The organism is Pseudomonas sp. ES3-33 (assembly GCF_000952175.1).
In the GTDB taxonomy this organism is placed as follows: Bacteria; Pseudomonadota; Gammaproteobacteria; order Pseudomonadales; family Pseudomonadaceae; genus Aquipseudomonas; species Aquipseudomonas gregormendelii.
This window is the reverse complement of sequence record NZ_JZRI01000044.1, coordinates 274,908-293,604: the sequence shown is the minus strand read 5'-3', so window position 1 is coordinate 293,604 and position 18,697 is coordinate 274,908. Positions and strand designations below refer to the sequence as shown.

The 18,697-nt window shown below is 60.8% G+C and carries 21 protein-coding genes and 3 pseudogenes; 16 read left to right on the top strand and 8 right to left on the bottom strand.

Annotated features, from left to right (window positions below):
• The first annotated feature begins 94 nt into the window (after positions 1-94).
• Positions 95-1,024: a ZIP family metal transporter gene (locus UB23_RS06965; protein WP_045058583.1), complete on the top strand. Its 930-nt coding sequence runs from the start codon at positions 95-97 to the stop codon at positions 1,022-1,024.
• A gap of 57 nt (positions 1,025-1,081) precedes the next feature.
• Here the strand turns inward: UB23_RS06965 and UB23_RS06960 are convergent, their stop codons facing one another.
• A complete protein-coding gene (locus tag UB23_RS06960) occupies positions 1,082-1,639 on the bottom strand; it encodes an ATP-dependent Clp protease proteolytic subunit (RefSeq protein WP_045058582.1) in 558 nt (185 codons plus the stop codon).
• A 177-nt stretch (positions 1,640-1,816) separates the two neighbouring features.
• Here UB23_RS06960 and UB23_RS06955 point away from each other — a divergent pair, with 177 nt between their 5' ends.
• Positions 1,817-2,059, top strand: coding sequence for a general stress protein (locus UB23_RS06955; protein ID WP_045058581.1), 243 nt, complete (start codon positions 1,817-1,819; stop codon positions 2,057-2,059).
• Positions 2,060-2,108: 49 nt separating this feature from the next.
• On the opposite strand, the gene UB23_RS06950 is transcribed toward UB23_RS06955, so the two are convergent.
• Together UB23_RS06950 and UB23_RS06945 are read right to left on the bottom strand one after the other, a co-directional pair.
• Entirely contained in the window at positions 2,109-2,708 is a 600-nt protein-coding gene (locus UB23_RS06950) for an MliC family protein (protein WP_045058580.1), read from the bottom strand.
• A 161-nt stretch (positions 2,709-2,869) separates the two neighbouring features.
• On the bottom strand, positions 2,870-3,184 hold the full coding sequence (locus UB23_RS06945; RefSeq protein WP_045058579.1) for a hypothetical protein: 315 nt from the start codon (positions 3,182-3,184) through the stop codon (positions 2,870-2,872).
• Between the two features lie 280 nt (positions 3,185-3,464).
• Here UB23_RS06945 and UB23_RS06940 point away from each other — a divergent pair, with 280 nt between their 5' ends.
• The 3 genes from UB23_RS06940 (at position 3,465) to UB23_RS06930 (ending at position 5,545) form a co-directional block, all read left to right on the top strand.
• A complete protein-coding gene (locus UB23_RS06940; RefSeq protein WP_045058578.1) occupies positions 3,465-3,830 on the top strand; it encodes a histone-like nucleoid-structuring protein, MvaT/MvaU family in 366 nt (121 codons plus the stop codon).
• Between the two features lie 241 nt (positions 3,831-4,071).
• Positions 4,072-4,779, top strand: coding sequence for a TetR/AcrR family transcriptional regulator (locus UB23_RS06935; protein ID WP_045058577.1), 708 nt, complete (start codon positions 4,072-4,074; stop codon positions 4,777-4,779).
• Positions 4,769-5,545 (top strand): pyrroline-5-carboxylate reductase family protein, encoded by a 777-nt coding sequence (locus tag UB23_RS06930; RefSeq protein WP_045058576.1) that lies wholly within the window; start codon positions 4,769-4,771, stop codon positions 5,543-5,545. Before UB23_RS06935 ends, UB23_RS06930 begins: the two co-directional genes overlap by 11 nt.
• Before the next feature lie 33 nt (positions 5,546-5,578).
• Here the strand turns inward: UB23_RS06930 and UB23_RS06925 are convergent.
• A pseudogene (locus UB23_RS06925) lies at positions 5,579-6,736 on the bottom strand (FAD-dependent oxidoreductase); the annotation flags it as partial.
• Between the two features lies 1 nt (position 6,737).
• Here UB23_RS06925 and UB23_RS06920 point away from each other — a divergent pair.
• A pseudogene (locus tag UB23_RS06920) lies at positions 6,738-7,400 on the top strand (glycine betaine ABC transporter substrate-binding protein); the annotation flags it as partial.
• Positions 7,401-7,408: 8 nt separating this feature from the next.
• Positions 7,409-7,564, top strand: a complete 156-nt coding sequence (locus UB23_RS29745; RefSeq protein WP_160298061.1) for a hypothetical protein — start codon at positions 7,409-7,411, stop codon at positions 7,562-7,564.
• A 59-nt stretch (positions 7,565-7,623) separates the two neighbouring features.
• On the opposite strand, the gene UB23_RS06915 is transcribed toward UB23_RS29745, so the two are convergent.
• Positions 7,624-8,088 carry a YMGG-like glycine zipper-containing protein gene (locus UB23_RS06915; protein WP_045058672.1) on the bottom strand — a complete coding sequence of 155 codons (465 nt, stop codon included), beginning with the start codon at positions 8,086-8,088 and terminating at the stop codon, positions 7,624-7,626.
• 92 nt (positions 8,089-8,180) lie between these two features.
• Positions 8,181-8,519, bottom strand: coding sequence for a DUF7693 family protein (locus tag UB23_RS06910; RefSeq protein ID WP_045058575.1), 339 nt, complete (start codon positions 8,517-8,519; stop codon positions 8,181-8,183).
• 252 nt (positions 8,520-8,771) lie between these two features.
• On the opposite strand from UB23_RS06910, the gene UB23_RS06905 reads away from it, so the two are divergent.
• Together UB23_RS06905 and UB23_RS06900 are read left to right on the top strand one after the other, a co-directional pair.
• Positions 8,772-9,845, top strand: coding sequence for an NAD(P)-dependent alcohol dehydrogenase (locus UB23_RS06905; RefSeq protein ID WP_045058574.1), 1,074 nt, complete (start codon positions 8,772-8,774; stop codon positions 9,843-9,845).
• A 37-nt stretch (positions 9,846-9,882) separates the two neighbouring features.
• On the top strand, positions 9,883-11,121 hold the full coding sequence (locus UB23_RS06900; RefSeq protein WP_045058573.1) for an MgtC/SapB family protein: 1,239 nt from the start codon (positions 9,883-9,885) through the stop codon (positions 11,119-11,121).
• 96 nt (positions 11,122-11,217) lie between these two features.
• Here UB23_RS06900 and UB23_RS06895 read toward each other — a convergent pair.
• Both UB23_RS06895 and UB23_RS06890 read right to left on the bottom strand, forming a co-directional pair.
• Positions 11,218-11,538, bottom strand: a pseudogene (locus tag UB23_RS06895) (GNAT family N-acetyltransferase); the annotation flags it as partial.
• A gap of 98 nt (positions 11,539-11,636) precedes the next feature.
• Positions 11,637-12,191 carry a cytochrome b gene (locus UB23_RS06890; protein WP_045058572.1) on the bottom strand — a complete coding sequence of 185 codons (555 nt, stop codon included), beginning with the start codon at positions 12,189-12,191 and terminating at the stop codon, positions 11,637-11,639.
• Positions 12,192-12,395: 204 nt separating this feature from the next.
• On the opposite strand from UB23_RS06890, the gene UB23_RS06885 reads away from it, so the two are divergent.
• The 7 genes from UB23_RS06885 to UB23_RS06855 are packed head-to-tail and all read left to right on the top strand — an operon-like array spanning position 12,396 to position 18,690.
• Complete coding sequence (locus UB23_RS06885; protein WP_045058571.1) at positions 12,396-13,073, top strand: thermostable hemolysin; 678 nt, start codon at positions 12,396-12,398, stop codon at positions 13,071-13,073.
• The gene (locus UB23_RS06880) at positions 13,063-14,544 is read left to right on the top strand and encodes an AMP-binding protein (protein WP_045058570.1); all 1,482 of its coding nucleotides are present in this window, start codon (positions 13,063-13,065) and stop codon (positions 14,542-14,544) included. Before UB23_RS06885 ends, UB23_RS06880 begins: the two co-directional genes overlap by 11 nt.
• A complete protein-coding gene (locus UB23_RS06875) occupies positions 14,541-15,215 on the top strand; it encodes a TenA family transcriptional regulator (protein WP_045058569.1) in 675 nt (224 codons plus the stop codon). The genes UB23_RS06880 and UB23_RS06875 overlap by 4 nt, the downstream gene beginning before the upstream one ends.
• Positions 15,202-16,011 (top strand): SDR family oxidoreductase, encoded by an 810-nt coding sequence (locus tag UB23_RS06870; protein ID WP_045058568.1) that lies wholly within the window; start codon positions 15,202-15,204, stop codon positions 16,009-16,011. Before UB23_RS06875 ends, UB23_RS06870 begins: the two co-directional genes overlap by 14 nt.
• Positions 16,008-16,652, top strand: a complete 645-nt coding sequence (locus UB23_RS06865) for a tetratricopeptide repeat protein (protein WP_045058567.1) — start codon at positions 16,008-16,010, stop codon at positions 16,650-16,652. The genes UB23_RS06870 and UB23_RS06865 overlap by 4 nt, the downstream gene beginning before the upstream one ends.
• An 11-nt stretch (positions 16,653-16,663) precedes the next feature.
• A complete protein-coding gene (locus UB23_RS06860; protein ID WP_045058566.1) occupies positions 16,664-17,326 on the top strand; it encodes a response regulator in 663 nt (220 codons plus the stop codon).
• The gene (locus UB23_RS06855; protein WP_045058565.1) at positions 17,323-18,690 is read left to right on the top strand and encodes a sensor histidine kinase; all 1,368 of its coding nucleotides are present in this window, start codon (positions 17,323-17,325) and stop codon (positions 18,688-18,690) included. The genes UB23_RS06860 and UB23_RS06855 overlap by 4 nt, the downstream gene beginning before the upstream one ends.
• Positions 18,691-18,697 lie beyond the last annotated feature (7 nt).

The following is an 18,697-nucleotide window of genomic DNA, read 5'->3' as shown; positions in this document are numbered from 1 at the left end:
CTTTCGAGCAGGAAGCGCTGCGCAGCTCAAAACAGTTGCTACCGGTCGCCTCCCGGGCGCCCAATAAGCGGGCCAACCATCGATAGGAGTTTTTATGTCCGATCCCGTCTCATCGAGCAGCGGCGCTTCGCGCTCCTGGCTTGAATTGGCCCGTGGCAGCAGTTGGTCGGGGTTGCTGTTTTGGTTGACGTTAATCGTCGTGACCTGCCTGCTGCTGTTCAGTGGCTACAGTGCATTGACCGAAGCCGACTCGGACGTTCTGCATTACGCCATGCTGGGCGGCACCGCCGGATTTGCCGCTACGGCACTGGGCGCATTAATGGCACTGGTACTGCGGGACGTCGCGGTCCGTACCCAGGACATCATGCTCGGCTTTGCTGCGGGAATGATGTTGGCGGCCAGCTCCTTTTCGCTGATCCTTCCAGGCATCGCCGCCGCCGACGCCATCACCGGCAGCAAACTGGTGTCTGCCGCGGTAGTGGTGCTGGGCATGGGGCTGGGCGTGGCCTTGATGGTCGGCCTTGATCGTTTTGTGCCCCACGAGCACCAGAAAAGCGGTCGGCGCGGCCCCGAGGTAGAACGCCTCAACCGGGTCTGGCTGTTTGTCCTGGCCATCACCCTGCACAACTTGCCCGAGGGCATGGCCATCGGCGTCAGTTTCGCGGACGGCGACATGAAGGTGGGTTTGCCCCTGACCACGGCCATCGCCATCCAGGATATTCCCGAAGGGCTTGCCATTGCGCTGGCGCTGCGGGTCACAGGCATCTCGGCTTTGAAGTCGGCCCTGGTGGCGATAGGTTCCGGGCTCATGGAACCGTTGGGCGCGATCATCGGCCTGGGCGTTTCATCGGCATTTGCCCTCGGCTATCCCGTAGCCTTGGGTCTGGCGGCCGGGGCGATGATCTTCGTGGTGTCCCACGAAGTGATTCCCGAAACCCACCGCAACGGCCATGAAACGCCAGCTACGCTTGGGTTGATGATGGGCTTTGGGGTGATGATGTTTCTTGATACCGCGTTGGGGTAAGTCCCGGCAGGCAGGGAGGCTCGGTGCATGACGCCACGTTAATTCAGTCTGCGAGACTCACCCACCGCTAACCTTCCAATGCTTGATGTCTTCAGCAAAGACTACCTGGCGCATCTCATGGGCGATGCCATAGGCCAGGGACTCATGGGCTGCGATGACTTTTTCCTCCGCCGACAGGCAATGAAAAATATCCAGCTTGGTATCCGCATTGGCGGTCTCCAGGGCATAGATTTGCACGTAACGCGCCAGGTCGTTATCCAGACTGGACAGGTACTCGCGCAGGCGCTGGTGGTCCACCGAGCTTTGACTGAAGTACCAGTTCATCGGATGAATCAGAAATCGCGAGTGAGGAGAGGTGATTCGTCGGTCTGCCGCCAGGAACATGATGATGCCCATGGACTCAATGTTGCCGGCGTTGATCGCGCACAGCGGTACCGGCAGTGATTTCAGGAAGGTATACAGCGTGAAGCCGAAGTTGGTGCTGCCGCCGCTGGTCGACAGGTTCAACAGCAGGGAAGTCGCACCCTGTTCAATGGCTTCCAGGCAGCAATCGCGAAAGCGCTCGGTGGTCGACTGATCGATCTGGCAGTGAAAATGAATAATGTGTTCGGTCATTGGTTTTCCTCCGGTCGCAAGCCCGTCGAGCCCCCATCGGTTCACCCGGATTAAGAAACTATAGGCCCGGTTCCGTTCGTCGTGAAGCAGGCCTATTTATTCAAACTTTCGAATCCCCCTGTCCTCGGAACTATACGAGCCCTGGCGCTCGTAACCCACAATAAGAGGTATGCAGAGATGGCTAACAGCGGAAGTGATAAACCCGGCAACTTCGCAAATGACCGGGAAAAAGCCTCGGAAGCCGGCAAGAAAGGCGGCCAGGCTTCGGGCGGACGCCAGTCCGGTGAGGCCGGTAAGTCGACCGGCGGCGGCCAAGGCAGTGGTCGTGGCGGAAACTTCGCCGACGATCGGCAAAAAGCCTCTGAAGCAGGCAAGAAAGGAGGAGAAGCCAGTCATGGCGGCGGCGGGCGTAAATCCTGATGCCGTTTGAGCCTGATCAAGCCCTGCAGCCATGCGGGGCTTGATTCATTCAGTTGTGTTTTTTGCAGGTCATTTCCTTCGCTCCGTAACCCCAGGTCACCCGTGCTTCGCCCTGATGCTCCCAGAAGCTCCCGTTGCGCCCCTGGTAACGTGCCCCGCTGGCCGATTGGTCGATGAGCATTAATGACTGCTCACCCTTGTAAGTGGCCATCATCGATGCAGGTTCGGTCTGGAAAAACGTCGCGCTGAGCGTACCGTCCTGAGCACATTCAAAAGTCACGGGGCCGGTGGCTGGCACCAGTCCATATCCGGCTTGCAGCTCGACCATCCGCTGGCGATAGGCGTCCTGGATGCAGGCCTGTTTGTTATCAGATTTCCAGCATTCGTCACGCCCCTTGATCCAGCCGCGCTGCTCGGCCTTGAGGGTATTGGCGCGGTTGCCGGCTTTCTTCAGCGCCCCGTTATAGGCGGCCGCCAAGTCTCGGTCCTGGGTTGCCAGCTCGGGACTTTTGCAGATCAGGTCTTCCATCGAGCCTGGCTTTACGCAAGTGCACTTGAAAGACGGTCCCTCCTGGGCTGAGGTGTGAATGGCGACGACTAACATTGTCAAACCGGCGCTGGCCTGCAGCATGCGGTGGCTGAAGATCATGGACGGCTATTCCTGGGTAAAGGTTGTGATGATTATTTCAAACTCAGCCGGCATTGGTCATGCACGTGTGGCTTGAAGTGCCCGGATCCTCAGGTACTGCTTTTGCGGCTTCAAACACAAAGCCTGCATCGACGATATGAGCCGGAGTTTAACAGCGGTATCTAGAAACTGCCTGCCAAGTACCATTGGGCATAGGGTGTGTTGGCAACTTTGAATCGGTTGTAGTCGGGGCTGCCGTCGTTCCACCAGACCGGCCCACGTTCCCCGAGTGCAACTTTGGCCGAGTTGACTTCCGCCCGGGCGGACTGCAACTGTTCGAGATCGCCGCTGGCCTTGGCAGCCTTGACCTGGCGTCGCGCGTTCATCAACAGATTGACCAGAAGTTGGCGCTTGTCAGCGGCCAGCGACGGGTCTGAACATCGCCACAGCTGACCTTTGACGACAAAGTAGCGGCCGTCCGGGGTGGTGGGGTTCATGGGTGCAGCTCCCTGTCGCTTGATGTCGGCGCGCAATCCGCAACATTCCCCACAACATGGCGATTGCTATCGCCATCCAGGAGGCGATCATGCTGAAGATTGTCATTGCAAGGCTCATAAATTCCTCCGCTGCTTTGTCGTCTCCGTGCTCTCCCGATAGATGACCGCGGAGTGTCCGGGGGATTCAAATTTTCGTTAAATGACAACTAAGTCATCTGTAACTAATTCAAACTCTATTTTTTGGTGTAATGTTAGGGAACTCATCACGTAGAGATCTCCCATGTCCAAACTCGCAGAATTTCGCCAACTGGAAAAACACCTGGCAGAACAACTCCAGGCGCTGGAAGCATTGAAAGGTGATGCTGGCCTCAAGCAGGAAATTGAATTCGAAACCAAACTGCGTGCGCTCCTTGCCAAGTATGGTTACAGCTTGAAAGACATCGTCAACCTGCTCGACCCACAAGCCGGTCGCCGTGCACCTGCTGCCGAAGCCAAAACCGGCACGCGCAAGCCGCGTCAGGTCAAAGTCTACAAAAACCCGGAATCGGGTGAAGTTGTGGAAACCAAAGGTGGCAACCACAAGACCCTGAAAGAATGGAAAGCCAAGTACGGCTCCGAAAAAGTCGAGTCGTGGCTGGCCAAGTAATTCCGGTGCGCGCCTGATTTGCGTGCAACCGCTTAAGTTGCAGCACACACCCACATTAGCCCGCGAAAGCGGGCTTTTGTTTTTAGCCGCCTGACCCACGTTTGGCGGTTTTGTCTCGTTCTGATAACTTCAAGGACTGCGTGCAGAGCGTCTTTAAAATGTACGCTTATGTACATCGCGTGTACGCCATGGATCTGCGGGTGTACAGTGATCAGGAATTTTCAGTAAAAGGTGCACCCCAGTGTCCCAGGCAGGACGAGCGAAGACCAAGGCGCAGGATGCGGGCTGGCGGGGCTCGGTTGATGTCTGGCTGGATGCTGCCTATGACGCGCTGAAGGAGTCGGGGGTGGACGCCGTGCGGGTGATGCCGCTGGCCAAGCGCCTGAATTTGTCCCGCACCAGCTTCTATTGGTTCTACGAGGACCGCGAACAACTGCTAGCGGCGCTGCTCGCCCGTTGGCGGGACAAGAACACCGGCGGCATGCTCAGCCAGTGCGAAAGTTACGCAGAGAGTATTTCCGAGGCGATTCTCAACGTTTTCAAGTGCTGGCTGAACCCGGAGCTGTTCGATTCACAATTCGAGTTCGCGGTGCGCAGCTGGGCGCTGCAGTCGGATGAAGTGTCTGGAGAAATCGCCTTGGCCGATGAGGCGCGCATCGGCGCACTGGCGGCGATGTTCCGCCGATTTGGCTACGACAACGAAGGGGCCGATGTACGCGCCAGGACGATCTACCTCACGCAGATCGGCTACATCTCGATGAAGACTACCGAAGATATCGTGGTGCGCTTCAGACGCATTCCACAGTACGTCAGCGTGTTTACCGGCAAGGCGCCCAAGCGGCGTGAGCTTGACCGTTTCTACGGGACCTTTGGCTACGCGCAAACAGAACCCGGCGTGTTCGTGCCCCTGGCTGAAACCTTCGAGGGAACCCCGATCGATGACGAGTAAGACCGTGGGAATCATCGGCGGTACCGGCTGGCTGGGGCGAGCCCTGGCCGAGGCTCTGCTCGACAGTCAGTTCATCGCGCCGCAGCATCTGTTGATCTCCAATCGCTCGGGCGTGACTGCGTTTGAACCAGGCGTACGGCTGCTCGCTGACAATCAGCACCTGGTGGATGAGAGCGATATCGTCGTGCTGTCGATTCGCCCGGAGCAGTTTCGGGAACTGCGCATCAACGCTCGGGGCAAGCAGGTGATCTCGCTGATGGCGGGCGTGTCGGCGCAAGCCATCAGTCTGGCGACCGGGGCGCAAGTCGTGGAGCGGGCGATGCCCAATGCGGCGGTGGAAATTCGGCAGTCGTTCACGCCCTGGTGCAGCAACGTCAGCCTGGATGAACAGGAAGCCTTGTGGATTCAAGGTCTTTTCGAATGCGTAGGCAGCGCAGACGCAGTGCCTGATGAAGCCTGTGTCGATTATCTCAGTGCGTTGTCGGGAACCGGCCCGGCACTCCCGGCCATGCTGCAACTGGCGCTGACACGGCAAGCAGTGGCTGCAGGCATTCCTCCGGATATCGCGCAACGAGCTGCTCAAGGCGTTGTCGTGGGTGGCGGGCAAATGTTGGTCCGGCACGATCCGCAACAGCTGATCGATTCGTTGATGGCGTACCGGGGCGTGACAGCGGCAGCCCTGCAGTCGATGGTCGATGATGAGTTCGAGTCGCTGGTGGGGCGGGCGGTGGAAGCCGGCGCGCAGGTCGCACGCCGGGGCATGTAGAAGCGGCAAAAGCCTGCGCGCAGGTCTCCGTTTTCAGATGTCCTTCACCAGCCGCAGTGCGTCATAGATGGCCGCATGGGTATTGCGTGCCGAGACTGCGTCGCCAATGCGGAACAACTGGAAGCGCCCCTCGGGGTGGGTGACGAGGTGCTGCGCATTACCGGCGATCAGGTCATGCTGCTCGACTGCTCCGCCATTGCTGGAGAGCGGGCGCAGCTCGAAGTACAGGTCATCCAGGGGCAGGGTGCCGTGGTTGATTACTACCTGATCGACGACTCGCTGCTTGTGGACCTGTCCGTAATCACTGCCAAAAATCGCAACCAGCGTCCCATCGCGCTTGTGCACCTTCTCAACCCGGTAGGTCACGGTAAAGGTGACGTCCAGATCCTGCAGGCTGCGCATGTAGGGCACCAGGTTCATGGCCATGACTTCGGGGGCAAATGAGCGGTCGGGCGTGACGATTTCAAGGGTCGCGCCGCTCCTGGCGATGACTTCGGCGGCTTGCAGTGCGGCGTGATCCCCCGCGTCGTCGAAAATCAGCACATTGCGCCCGGGCTTGACGTCACCGGAGATGATGTCCCAGGTCGAGACCACCAGTTCGTTGCCCTCGCGCAGGACTTCGGTGTGCGGCAGGCCCCCGGTGGCGACGATGACCACGTCTGGCTCGAAGGCTTGCACGGTGTCGGCCTCGGCCCAGGTGTTGAAATGAAACTTGACCCCCAGGCGTTCGCACTGCGCCATGCGCCAGTCGATGATGCTGATCATTTCGCGCCGGCGCTCGCTCAGGGCCGTCAGGCGTATCTGCCCGCCAGGCTGGTCCGCCGCTTCCAGCACGGTCACGTCATGGCCTCGTTCCCCAGCTACTCGCGCCGCCTCCAGCCCCGCCGGGCCGCTACCCACCACGACCACCCGGCGCTTGACCGCTGCCTTGGGAATGTCGTGGGGCATGGTGGTCTCGCGACCGGTCGCCGCGTTGTGGATGCAATAGGCGGCGCCGCCCTGGTAGATGCGGTCCAGGCAGTAGTTGGCGCCCACGCACGGGCGGATGTCTTCTTCGCGCTTCTCGATGATCTTGCGCACGATGTGCGGGTCGGTCATGTGCGCCCGGGTCATGCCCACCATGTCCACCTTGCCCGAGGCAATCGCATAGCGCGCCGTGGCCACATCGGGAATTTTCGCCGCATGGAAAGTGATCGACCTGATCCCGATGGTCTGGCTGCCGAGCACGCACAAGGCGTTCTATGACAAGTACAAAGACCGGCTCGAAGACCTTGGGGTGCTGTATGAGGGGCGTATCGGCATGGCGGTGCCGAGTTCGGTGCCGTTGAGCGAGGTGGCCAGCGTCGAAGACCTGAACAAGCCTGAGGTCCGGGCCAGGCTGGAAGGCAAGATCCTCACCTCGGAAGTGGGTAACGGCCAGTACAAGCTGACGGTCAAGGCCATCGATGAGTACAAACTTGAGGGCTACAAGCTGGTGGCGTCCTCTGAGACCGGGATGCTCAATGAGCTGGATCGCAATCTGAAGCGCGATAAATGGTCGCTGGTCAATGCCTGAAGCCCGCACTGGATGTTCTCCAAGTGGCCGTTGCGCTACCTGGATGATCCGAAGCAGATCTTTGGCGGCGCCGAGCAAATCCACGCTGTGGCGCGCAAGGGCTTTAGCGAGCAGTACCCCGAAGTGGCGTATTTCTTCGCCCACTATTCGGTGCCCAAGGCGGACCTGGACGCGCTGATGATGGAGGCTCGGCAGAGTTCGTCCGACAAGGTGGTAGCGGCATATTACGCGGCCAACAAACCGCGTTTCGACGCCATGTTCCAGCAGGGCGCAGAGGCCGTCAGCAGCCGTCAGCCCTGAAGGCTGCGGTGACCAGAGGCAGCCATGGAGTGGCGCCATTCGGTCGCCCACGGGTGCCGGTCCCGCAGGGTTGCTGCAAAGCCGAAACCAGCCCGCCGCCGGTGTACCCGGAGTCGCACCTGTCGTTCCTGGCCAACGTCTACAACCACCGCATTGATCCATAGGCGACGCGGCCGGGGTTGCGGCTGCGTTCGCCTTGGCCAAGGTGTGTCCGCGAGAATCCTTATGGCGTTACCTGATAACCACGCTGCTGCATGCAACTGCTGTAGGCGGATGACACCGCCGTCGTATTCTGCTCTGCGCTGCGGCGGTCCTGGCGACGATCCTGGCGCTGGCGGGACCCGCCCACCACTGCGCCAGCCACCGCTGCATCCTTGGCCTGGTTCTGGCGGTATTGCTGTTTGACGTCGTCGTCCACCCGATCATAGAACTCATCGTGCTGACGACCCCGCGCGCCGGCAACCGCAGCTCCGGCAACGGCGCCAGTCGCGGCTCCGCGTACACGCCCACCTGATTGCGGCGTCGTGCTCGAGCTCGTTGTGCTGCCAGCCTGGGACTGGCAGGCGCTGACGTCCTGCTGGATGATTGCCTGCGTCTGTCCTTTGAGAGGGGTGATGGTCTCGGCTGCTGCGCTTGACGAGACCGCGCAAAGGATCAGGGTAATGCAAGGGGCGAAGACGATTTTCATGGTGAACCCCACTGCGGCGAGTGTGCGTTGGAGTTACGACGCTTGAACCTTTACAGATTAGTTCACCTGTCACGCTTGGCTCGCACCTCTCATCATATCGCACGTGCCTCGACGCTTTGCGGGTCGGCCAACAGCCCCTCGACTTGCGCACGCTCCCAGGTACTCAGCAGCTCCACGGGATCAGTCCCATAACGATGCCAGTCGGCAAACGTGGCCGAGCGGCCATCCGCAGCGATGCAGGATTCACAGCGGGTGAGGGTGCCCTGGTCCTGGCACAGGTTGAGCACCCAGCCATCGACTTCAACACGGATCTGGCCCGCGTCAATTCCCGGAGAGGCCTGACGGCTGATTCGTTGGATAGACCGCGTACCCAGGGCCAGGTCTCTCAGGATCTGGCATACCTCACGGCTTGAAAGTGATTCGCGGGTCATTGTTCTGGCAATCTGGGGCAGTCATCAGGAAGGACTACAGCGTATCCGCAGCTCCCGCAAAGATCTATGACCCGTTTGCTGAAGCCAAACTCGTCCGAACTGATGGGCGAGAGGTCATGAGCATAAATGTTGTCAAGCATGCGGTCGTCAAAGCCAGTAACTGTTGATCGTTATCAACCTTTCATCGGTCATTGCGGTGCAATCTGCTGGCTGTGCTGAACTTTGGCGCACACGGACAAAGGAGCAATCAGCATGGCGACCATGAAAGCAGCAGTTTTCGTTGAGAAAAACCGGATCGTGCTGGAGGACAAACCCATTCCCGAGGTGGGCCCACTGGATGCGCTGATCCGTATCACCACCACGACCATTTGCGGCACCGACGTACACATCCTGCGCGGTGAATACCCAGTGGCCAAAGGGCTCACCGTTGGGCACGAACCGGTTGGTGTGATTGAACGACTGGGCTCTCAGGTGCGCGGCTTCGTCGAAGGGCAACGGGTCATTGCCGGAGCCATCACCCCCAGCGGCCAAAGTTACGCCTGCCTGTGCGGCTGCGCTTCCCAGGACGGCCCGGATACCCGCCACGGGTTTCGCGCCACAGGCGGCTGGAAATTCGGCAACATCATTGACGGGTGCCAGGCCGAGTACCTGCTGGTGCCGGACGCAATCGCCAATTTGTGTCCCATTCCCGACGGCCTCAGCGATGAGCAGGTACTCATGTGCCCGGACATCATGTCCACCGGATTTTCCGGGGCCGAGCGCGGTGAAGTGAGCATTGGCGATACCGTTGTCGTGTTTGCCCTCGGGCCGATCGGCCTGTGCGCGGTGGCTGGCGCCCGCCTCAAGGGCGCGACCACGATCATAGGCGTTGACGCCGTACCCGAACGCATGAGCGTCGCGCGGCAGCTGGGCGCGACCCATGTGGTCAATTTCAAGGACGGCAACGTGGTCGATCAGATCATGGCCCTGACCGATGGCCGAGGTGTCGATGTGTCCATCGAGGCATTGGGCACCCAAGGGACTTTCGAATCTGCCCTGCGGGTGCTGCGTCCCGGCGGTCGCTTGTCCAGCCTGGGGGTTTATTCAAGCGATCTGCGCATTCCGCTGGATGCCTTCGCCGCAGGATTGGGGGACTACAGCATCGTCACCACCCTGTGCCCCGGCGGCAAGGAGCGCATGCGTCGCCTGATGGCGGTGGTCAACAGCGGGGGCGTGGATCTGTCACCCCTGGTGACGCACCGCTACAAACTCGATGATATTGAAGCCGCCTATGACCTGTTTGCCCACCAGCGGGACGGGGTGATGAAAGTGGCGATCACACCGTGAGGATCGAACGTGCTTTGCCCAGGCGAATGAGCGCCTCATGATCGAGAGCCCGGGCCTCACGGGAGCCGCCGCTGCGCTTGGAATTGGCCTGCTCATCGGTCTTGAGCGCGAGCGGCACAAAGGCGAGGGGCAAAGCCGTGCCTGCGCCGGGTTGCGCACTTTCGCGATTACCGCGCTGCTGGGCTATGGGGCGATGCAGGTGGCTGGCGGCCTGCTGGTCGCGGCCCTGGCGATCACCCTTGGGGGGCTGGTGACGGTCGCCTACTGGCGCAGCTTAAGCGACGACCCGGGGGTGACCAGTGAAGTGGCCTTGCTCACCGTCTTGGTACTGGGGGCCCTCTGCAGCAGTCAGCCACAACTGGCGGTGACCATGGCGGTGGTGATGGCCGGATTGCTGGCGTACCGCGAGAAGTTGCACCACTTCGCCCGCAGCCAGTTAACCGATGGCGAAATGCGCGACGCACTGGTCCTGCTGACGGCCGCCCTGGTGGTGCTGCCGCTGGCGCCTGATCGCTATATCGGTCCGTATGGGGCGATCAACCTGCGTACCATTTGTACCCTGACCGTCCTGCTGATGGTGGTTGGGGCAGTGGGGCATGTCGCGGTTCGTGCCTTGGGCACCCGCTATGGCTATGCGATCAGCGCCATTGCCTCCGGATTCGCGTCCAGTACTGTGACAATCGCCGCGATGGGCCATATCGCCGCCAGGGAGCCGGTCAACGTCAAGCTCCTGAGCGCCGCCGCGATCTGGTCCAACCTCGCGACCTTCGTTCAAGCGGGCCTGATCCTGGGTGCGGTCGACACCGGTCTGCTGCGGCCGGTTTTCGGTCCACTGGTATGCGGCGCGCTTGCTACCGCCCTGTATGGCCTGTGCCTGATGTTTCCGAAAACCGCGACGAACGCCAGCCAGCCGATCAAGGTCGGCGGTGCGTTCAATCTCAAGCTGGCGCTGGTGGTGACCCTGACCGTGACCGGCATCACTTTCCTGTCCTCGGTGATGCTCAGGTACTACGGGGAAGCGGGGGTGATGGTGACGGCGACCTTCACCGGTTTCGCCGATGCCCATGCTTCGACGGCGTCGATTGCCTCCCTGGCCAAATCGGGTCAGTTGCCATTCGACGCCATTGCCGTGCCTGTACTGATCGCCATCAGCAGTAATTCGCTGAGCAAATGCGCGGTGGCGTGGGTCAGTGGTGGAAGCCGGTTCGCCCTTTACGTAATTCCGGGTCAGGTCCTGCTCACACTGGCTATGTGGGCTGGGATCTGGTTGCTCTGAATGAGGCCTCTACGCAAGCTGATAGAGATCAAGTCGCCCTTCACATAACCCATCAATCCTGATCAACCGTTGGCCGAAAGATCGCGGGGCGACGGTTCACAGTTGCAGACGATGAATGACCTGGTGGCGGTCATCAGGGTCAGTGTAAGTTTCAAACCCAAGCGATCTGGCGAGGTCACGCATGGGCGCGTTGCTGGCGGAATCGACCGAATACATCTGCCGGTAACCGTTGTGGCGCGCCGCCTTGATCAAATGTTCCATCAGCAGTGTACCCAGTCCCAGGTGATTCCATTCATCGGCGACCGTAATGGCGCATTCACATTGCTGTTCACCCGTGGCCGCATAACGACTGACGCCCACCTCAATCAATTGTCCGTTGTCGTGCACCAGGGCGATGAAGGCCAGGCGCCCTCGATTTCTGCACCTGACAGGCCAAGCGGAGTCAAGCCGTTGCCCTGGCTGGACCAGGTCAGCGGTTCAGTAGTGCTGAAGGTTGGAATGATTGCCGTCAGACACTAGCGCACAAAGCGCTTGGGCAGGATCCGGGTCAGGGTGTTATCGCGCATCCAGTAATGGTGGAAAATCCCGGCGCAGGCGTGCACGCCAATCAGCCAGTACCCGGCGTTACCCAGCCATTCATGCCATTCTTTGAATTGCTTCGCCAAATCAGGATCGAGTGCGATAGGCGAGGGCAGGGTAAAAGCAAAGTACGGTATTGGTTTACCGGCGGCACTGAGCATCAGCCAGGCGAGCAGGGGCGTGACGATCATCAGCACATAGAGCGCCAGGTGGGTGAGGTGGGCCAGCGCAGTCTGCCACGCGGGGGGGCGAGGCGTGATGGGCGGACGTTTTTGTAAACGACCGAGTAAGCGCACCCACACCAAGGAAAAAATCGCCAGTCCAAAAAGCGCATGGGTACCCAGTAGTGGTCCTTTCAACGGGTGCTGGCGCGGCAGCCAGCCCCTGATCTCGATACAGGCATAGACCCCGACAAACAGCCCGAGCATCAGCCAGTGCAAGGTGATCGAGAGTTTTGCGTAGCGGTCGTGAGCGAGTAAATCGCGAGTCATAACAGGCCTCTTGGACGTTGGTGTGGCTGCACAATCATTTGCGCGGTCCGGTTTCGTTCGGTAAGCGAACCGAATGACGCCAGCCTGCCTATCCAGTCTTAAGGCAATCTGAAGACTGCCCCTGCCGATCTTTTGGCCACCTTCAGACTCCGTTAAGAAATGCCTCGGATACTTCTCCCACACTTTCCCGGGAGGCGTCTTCCAATGCCCGATATTGACTGGAACATCGCTCTGCCCCTGCATTTCGGCCAAGCCGAAACCCCGCAGCTGAGTCTGGCCCGCGCTCTGCCGGACGAACCCCTGCGCCCCGTCCTGGAAGCCTTTATCCAGCAGCGTTTCCGCAAGGCCCACGGCGCGGACATCCGTCATTTCATGCCGGAGCTGTTCGGCATGAACAACGCCTCAGGTGAACTGTGTGCAGTGGCCGGCGTGCGCCTGGCGAGCCGTGAACCGCTGTTTCTGGAACGCTACCTGGACGAGCCGGTCGACCCGCTGATCAGTGCCGCTGCCGACTGTGAAGTCGCCCGCAGGGGCATCGTTGAAGTGGGCAACCTGGCCGCCAGCGACACTGGCAGTGCACGCATGAGCATCATCGCCATTACCTATCTGCTGGCCATGGGCGGCCTGGAATGGGTGGCGTTCACCGGCAACATCGGCCTGGTGAACAGCTTTCACCGTCTGGGCTTGAAGCCCGTGACCCTTTGCGCCGCCGATCCCGCGCGTTTGGGCGAGGACCGCCACAGCTGGGGCAGCTACTACGAGAGCAAACCCTGGGTGCACGTTGGCAACATCCGCGCCGGCTTCATTCATTTGCGCAACATAGGGATGTTCAGCCGATTGGGGTTGCCAGCGTCCATCGAGGAATCCAGCCATGTCGCCTGAAATCGAGCGTTTCAAACAGACCCTGCGCTCCCATGCCGAACGCAAGACCAATGCCATCGCTATTTGGGGGGATCACCTGAAGCTGGACTACGCGACGCTCTACGCGGAAGTGATGTACCGCCAGCAGCGTCTACGGGATGAAAACGTCCAGGTTGTTGCACTGGCCCTGGACAATGGTGTCGACGCCATGCTGTGGGACCTGGCCGTGCTGTTCGAAGGCTTGACCTGCCTGGCGTTGCCCCCTTTCTTCACGCCAGCTCAACGTAAACATTGTCTCAAGCAAAGCCAGGCTGCCCTGGTGATTGCCGAGCCGGCTCTGGAAGCGGAACTGCAAACGGGCGGCTACGAAAAGAACGGTGAATTCTGGCGGCGCACGTTCAACGGCCCGAACCGAATGCCCGAGGGCACCGCCAAACTGACCTTCACCTCGGGCACCACCGGCACTCCCAAAGGCGTGTGCCTGAGTGCCGAAAGTATCCTTCGGGTCGCCCGCGAACTCGATCAGGCAAGCAAGCCCACTGATCCACAGCATCACCTTGCGCTTTTGCCACTGGCGATCCTGTTGGAAAACATCGGCTGCTATGCGGCGCTGTACGCCGGCGCGAAGCTGAGCCTGCCCAGCCAGAAAACCCTCGGTATCGAGGGGGCCAGCGGTGTGGATGTGCCGCGACTACTCGGTTGCCTGGCCACCCGTGCGCCCGAGAGTGTGATTCTGGTGCCGCAGTTGCTGTTGTTATTGGTCAGCGCCGCCGAGCAAAAAGCCTTCAGCCCCTACTCGTTGCGTTTTGCCGCAGTGGGCGGCGCCCGGGTGAGTGAAGATTTGCTGCACCGGGCGCGACGGGCCGGTCTGCCGGTTTATGAAGGCTACGGGCTGTCGGAGTGCGCGTCGGTGGTGTGCCTGAACCGGCCAGAGGCACGTCGCGCCGGCAGCGTCGGGCGGCCTCTGCCCCACGTGGAGATCCGTCTGGCCGACGACGGCGAAGTGCTGATCAAGGGCTCGACCCTGCTGGGTTACCTCGGCCAGGCTGAGCACTGCGATGAGTGGTGGCCCAGCGGCGATCTCGGTGAATTCGACGCCGAGGGCTTTCTGTATCTCAAGGGGCGCAAGAAACACCAGTTCGTCACCAGTTATGGCCGCAACGTGAACCCCGAATGGGTCGAGTCCGAACTGACTCAACGCCGCGATATCGCCCAGGCCTTTGTCTACGGCGAGGCCATGCCGGGCAATCACGCGCTGCTTTGGCCTCATCGCCTCGATTGCACAGACGCGGAGTTGGCCGCCGCCGTGGCTCAGGCCAACGCGGCCTTGCCCAATTACGCCCAGGTTCACCACTGGACCCGTCTCGCTCAACCGTTCACCTCCGCCAACGGCTTGCTGACTGCCAATGGCCGACCACGCCGGGACGCCATCGTCGAGCAGTACCGCGCGCAACTGACTAACGCTTTTTTTTCAGAGGAATCTGCGTCATGAGTTTTTTCGACAACCTGCAAGAAGCCACTCAACACGAACGCCACGCGCTGTTCAACCTGCCGGTCATTCGCGATGCTCTGGAGGGCAAGGTCAGCCTGGAGAGCTACCGGGCCTTCCTGGCGCAAGCCTATTACCACGTGCGCCATACCGTGCCGTTGATGATGGCCTGCGGTGCACGCCTGCCGTCGCGTCTGGAATGGCTGCGCAAAGCAGTGTGCGAGTACATCGAAGACGAATACGGCCACGAACAGTGGATCCTCAACGATATCGAAGCCTGCGGTGGCGACAAGGCGGCGGTGCGCGACGGTCGTCCCTCCTTGCCGATCGAATTGATGGTCAGCTACCTCTACGACCTGATTGCCCGGGGCAATCCGGTGGACCTGTTTGGCATGGTCAATGTGCTGGAAGGCACCAGTATCGCCCTGGCCACCCACGCCGCCGAGAGCATCCGCGAACGCCTGGACTTGCCGCAAAGCGCGTTCAGTTACCTCAGCTCCCATGGCTCGCTGGATATCGAGCACATGCAGACCTATCGCCGCTTGATGAACACCCTTGATGATCCGTCTGACCAGGCTGCCGTGATTCATGCCTCCAAAGTGGTGTACGCGCTGTACACCGATATGTTCCGCGGCTTGCCGCGCGACGGGGAGACCCCCCATGCGCCTGTCTGAAGCCCGCGTGGTGCTGACCGGCGCCAGTGGCGGCATCGGCCTGGCAATCGCCACGGCCCTGTGCGCCAGTGGCGCCAGGGTATTGGCCGTGGCTCGGCACCGGGAACCGCTGGTGCCTTTACTGGAACGCTACCCACAGCAGTTGTCCTGGGTCGGCGCCGACCTGACGTTCCTCACCGACCGCCGTAAAGTACTGGCCGCCGCCGAAGGCATCGGGGGTCTGAACCTGCTGATCAACGCCGCCGGGATCAATCACTTCGCCATGCTTGAACAGCTCGATGACAGCGACATCAACGCCATGCTGGCGGTGAACGTCAGCGCGCCGATCTGCCTCACCAGGTTGCTGCTGCCGCTGCTCAAGCAGGCTGAAAGCGCCATGGTGGTGAACGTCGGCTCGACCTATGGCTCGATCGGTTACCCCGGCTACGCCAGCTATTGCGCCACCAAGTTTGCCCTGCGGGGGTTTTCCGAAGCCCTGCGTCGTGAGCTCGCCGACACCCGGGTCGGGGTGTTGTACGTCGCACCACGAGCCACCCGCACCAGCATGAACAGCGCGGCAGCGCAGGCGTTGAATGATGCCCTCAAATCCAACGTCGATGATCCGCAAAAAGTTGCCTCGGCGGTGATGCACGCCATTGCCGGTGACCACCGTGACCTGTACCTGGGCTGGCCGGAACGCTTCTTCGTGGGCCTGAACAGCCTGTTGCCCAACCTGGTGGATCGCGGCCTGCGCAAGCAGCTGCCACTGATCCGTCGTCTGAGTCAGAAGCCTGATAACGAGAACCTCAAGCCATGAAAAAAATCTTCGCCTGCCTGCTGATGGGCGCCTTGAGCGCAAACGCCTGGGCGCTTGATGCCGCCGATCAACAACGTCTCAGTGGCATCCAGCAAAGCTGGGCACACATTCAATATGAAATGCCCGCCGATCAACGTACCGCCGCTTTTGAAAAGCTGGCCGGCCAGGCGTCGGCGTTCACGCACGACCGCCAGTCCGTGGCCGAAGCCTGGATCTGGTCCGGAATCGTCACCAGCAGTTGGGCCGGTGCCCAGGGCGGGCTCGGAGCATTGAGCAAGGTCAAGGATGCAAAAGTCGATCTGGAGAAAGCCCTGGCCCTGGACCCCAAAGCCTTGCAAGGCTCGGCCTACACCAGCCTCGGCGCACTGTACGACCGTGTGCCAGGCTGGCCGATCGGTTTCGGTGACGCTGACAGGGCCGATCAGTTGCTCAAGCAGGCCTTGCAACTGAACCCTGACGGCATCGATAGTCTGTACTTCTGGGGCGATCACCTCTACCGTCAAAAACGCTACAGCGAAGCCCGGGGTGCGCTGCAAAAAGCCCTGCAGGCTGCCCCAAGGCCAGGACGGGAACTGGCCGACGCCGGACGGCGCAAAGAGATCGAAGCGCTGCTGGTGGACGTGAACAAGAAAATAGACTGACAGGAGTCCGTGTGCGCTTATTACTGATTGAGGATGACGTGGCGCTGGGTGAAGGCATTCATCAGGCCCTCGGCCGCGAAGGGTACACCGTGGACTGGTTGCAGGACGGTAGCAGTGCCTTGCACGCGCTACTCAGCGAATCCTTCGACCTGGCGGTGCTCGACCTCGGCCTGCCACGCATGGACGGGCTGGAAGTGCTGCGCCGCCTGCGTGACAGCGGCTCCAACCTGCCGGTGTTGATTCTTACGGCGCGGGACGCCACCGAAGACCGTATCGCCGGGCTGGATGCCGGTGCCGACGATTACCTGATCAAGCCCTTCGATCTGGCCGAACTCAAGGCGCGTCTGCGGGCCTTGCTGCGGCGCAGCGCCGGGCGTGCGCAGATGCTCATCGAACACGCTGGCATCAGCCTCAATCCGGGCACGCAGCAAGTCAGCTATATGGGTGAACCGGTGGCACTGACGCCCAAGGAGTATCAACTGCTCCACGAACTTCTCTCGCCACCGGGCCGGGTCATGACCCGCGATCACCTGATGCAGTTGCTCTACGGCTGGAACGAAGAGGCCGAAAGCAACACGCTGGAAGTGCACATTCATCACCTGCGCAAAAAGTTCTCCACTGACCTGATCCGTACCATTCGCGGAGTTGGTTACCTGGTGGAGGAACGTCGATGACCTCCATCCGGCGTCGCACGCTGACGCTGATCATCGGCCTGATGCTCGCCGGCCTGGCAGTGATCACCGTGTTCAACTGGAACGACAGCAATCACGAAATCGCCGAAGTCTACGACGCCCAGCTAGCCCAGAACGCCCGGCTGCTGCAGGGCGTGATGCGCATGCCGCTGGCCAGCAAGGAACACGCCGAACTGTACCAGGCGTTCAATAAGGCCTTGGGCGAGGCGGTGCCCAAGGTCGATGGCCATCCCTATGAAAGCAAAATTGCCTTTCAGGTCTGGAATCGTCAGGGCCAGGTGCTGGTGCACACCGCCAGTGCACCGTCTTTTGGCACACCGCCAGTCACCCCAGGCTTCAGTGATGTGGTGGACCTGAACAACCGCCACTGGCGCGCCTTCATGCTGGAGGACAAACAAACGGATCTACGGATCTGGGTGGGTGAACGGGACGATGTGCGTTCGGACCTGGTGGACCGGATCCTGCGCCATACCCTGTTGCCCAATGTGCTGGGCAGCCTGATTCTGGCAGCGATGGTGTGGATGGCCATTGGCTGGGGCCTCAAGCCCCTGGCCGACATGGCGGCCACGCTGCGGGCTCGGCATAGCGGCTCGCTGGAGCCGCTGCAACTGACCCCGCTGCCCAGCGAGCTGGAACCGATGCAAGCGGCGCTCAATCGCATGCTCGCGCAGATCCAGGAAGTCATGGGGCGCGAGCGGCGTTTTATCGCTGATGCGGCCCATGAGATGCGTACGCCGTTAGCGGTGCTCAGGGTCCATGCACAGAACCTGATGGAGGCGGGGAGCGAAGAGGATCGCCGTGAGTCCCTGGAACATTTGATCGCCGGCGTGGACCGTACCACCCGACTGGTCAACCAATTGCTGACCATGGCCCGCCTTGAACCGCAATCAGCGATACCGCCATCACCGGCCATTGATCTGGCGGCCACCGTGCGTGCCAGCCTGGTGCAGTTGACGCCCTGGTTGTTGAACAAGGGGCTGGAACTGGCCTTCGATGTCAGCGACGACATCGGCCCCGTCAGGGTCGATCCCGCCGCCATCGACATCGCCTTGAACAATTTGGTGACCAATGCCGCCAACTTTTCGCCTAAGCACGGTTTGATCACTGTCAGGCTGAGTAAACAGGGCGATCACTACCAATTGTCTGTTGAGGATGAGGGGCCGGGGATCAATGAGGAAGATCGCGACAGGCTGTTCGAACGCTTCTACAGCCGCGGCAATGATCAGGGCGCGGGTCTGGGGCTGAACATCGTCCAGGCGATTGCCGATCGCCTGGGAGGGCAGGTCCGGTTGGAAAACCGCACGCCCACGGGGCTGCGCGCTACGTTGGAGATTTTGCGTTTTTAACGCGGCC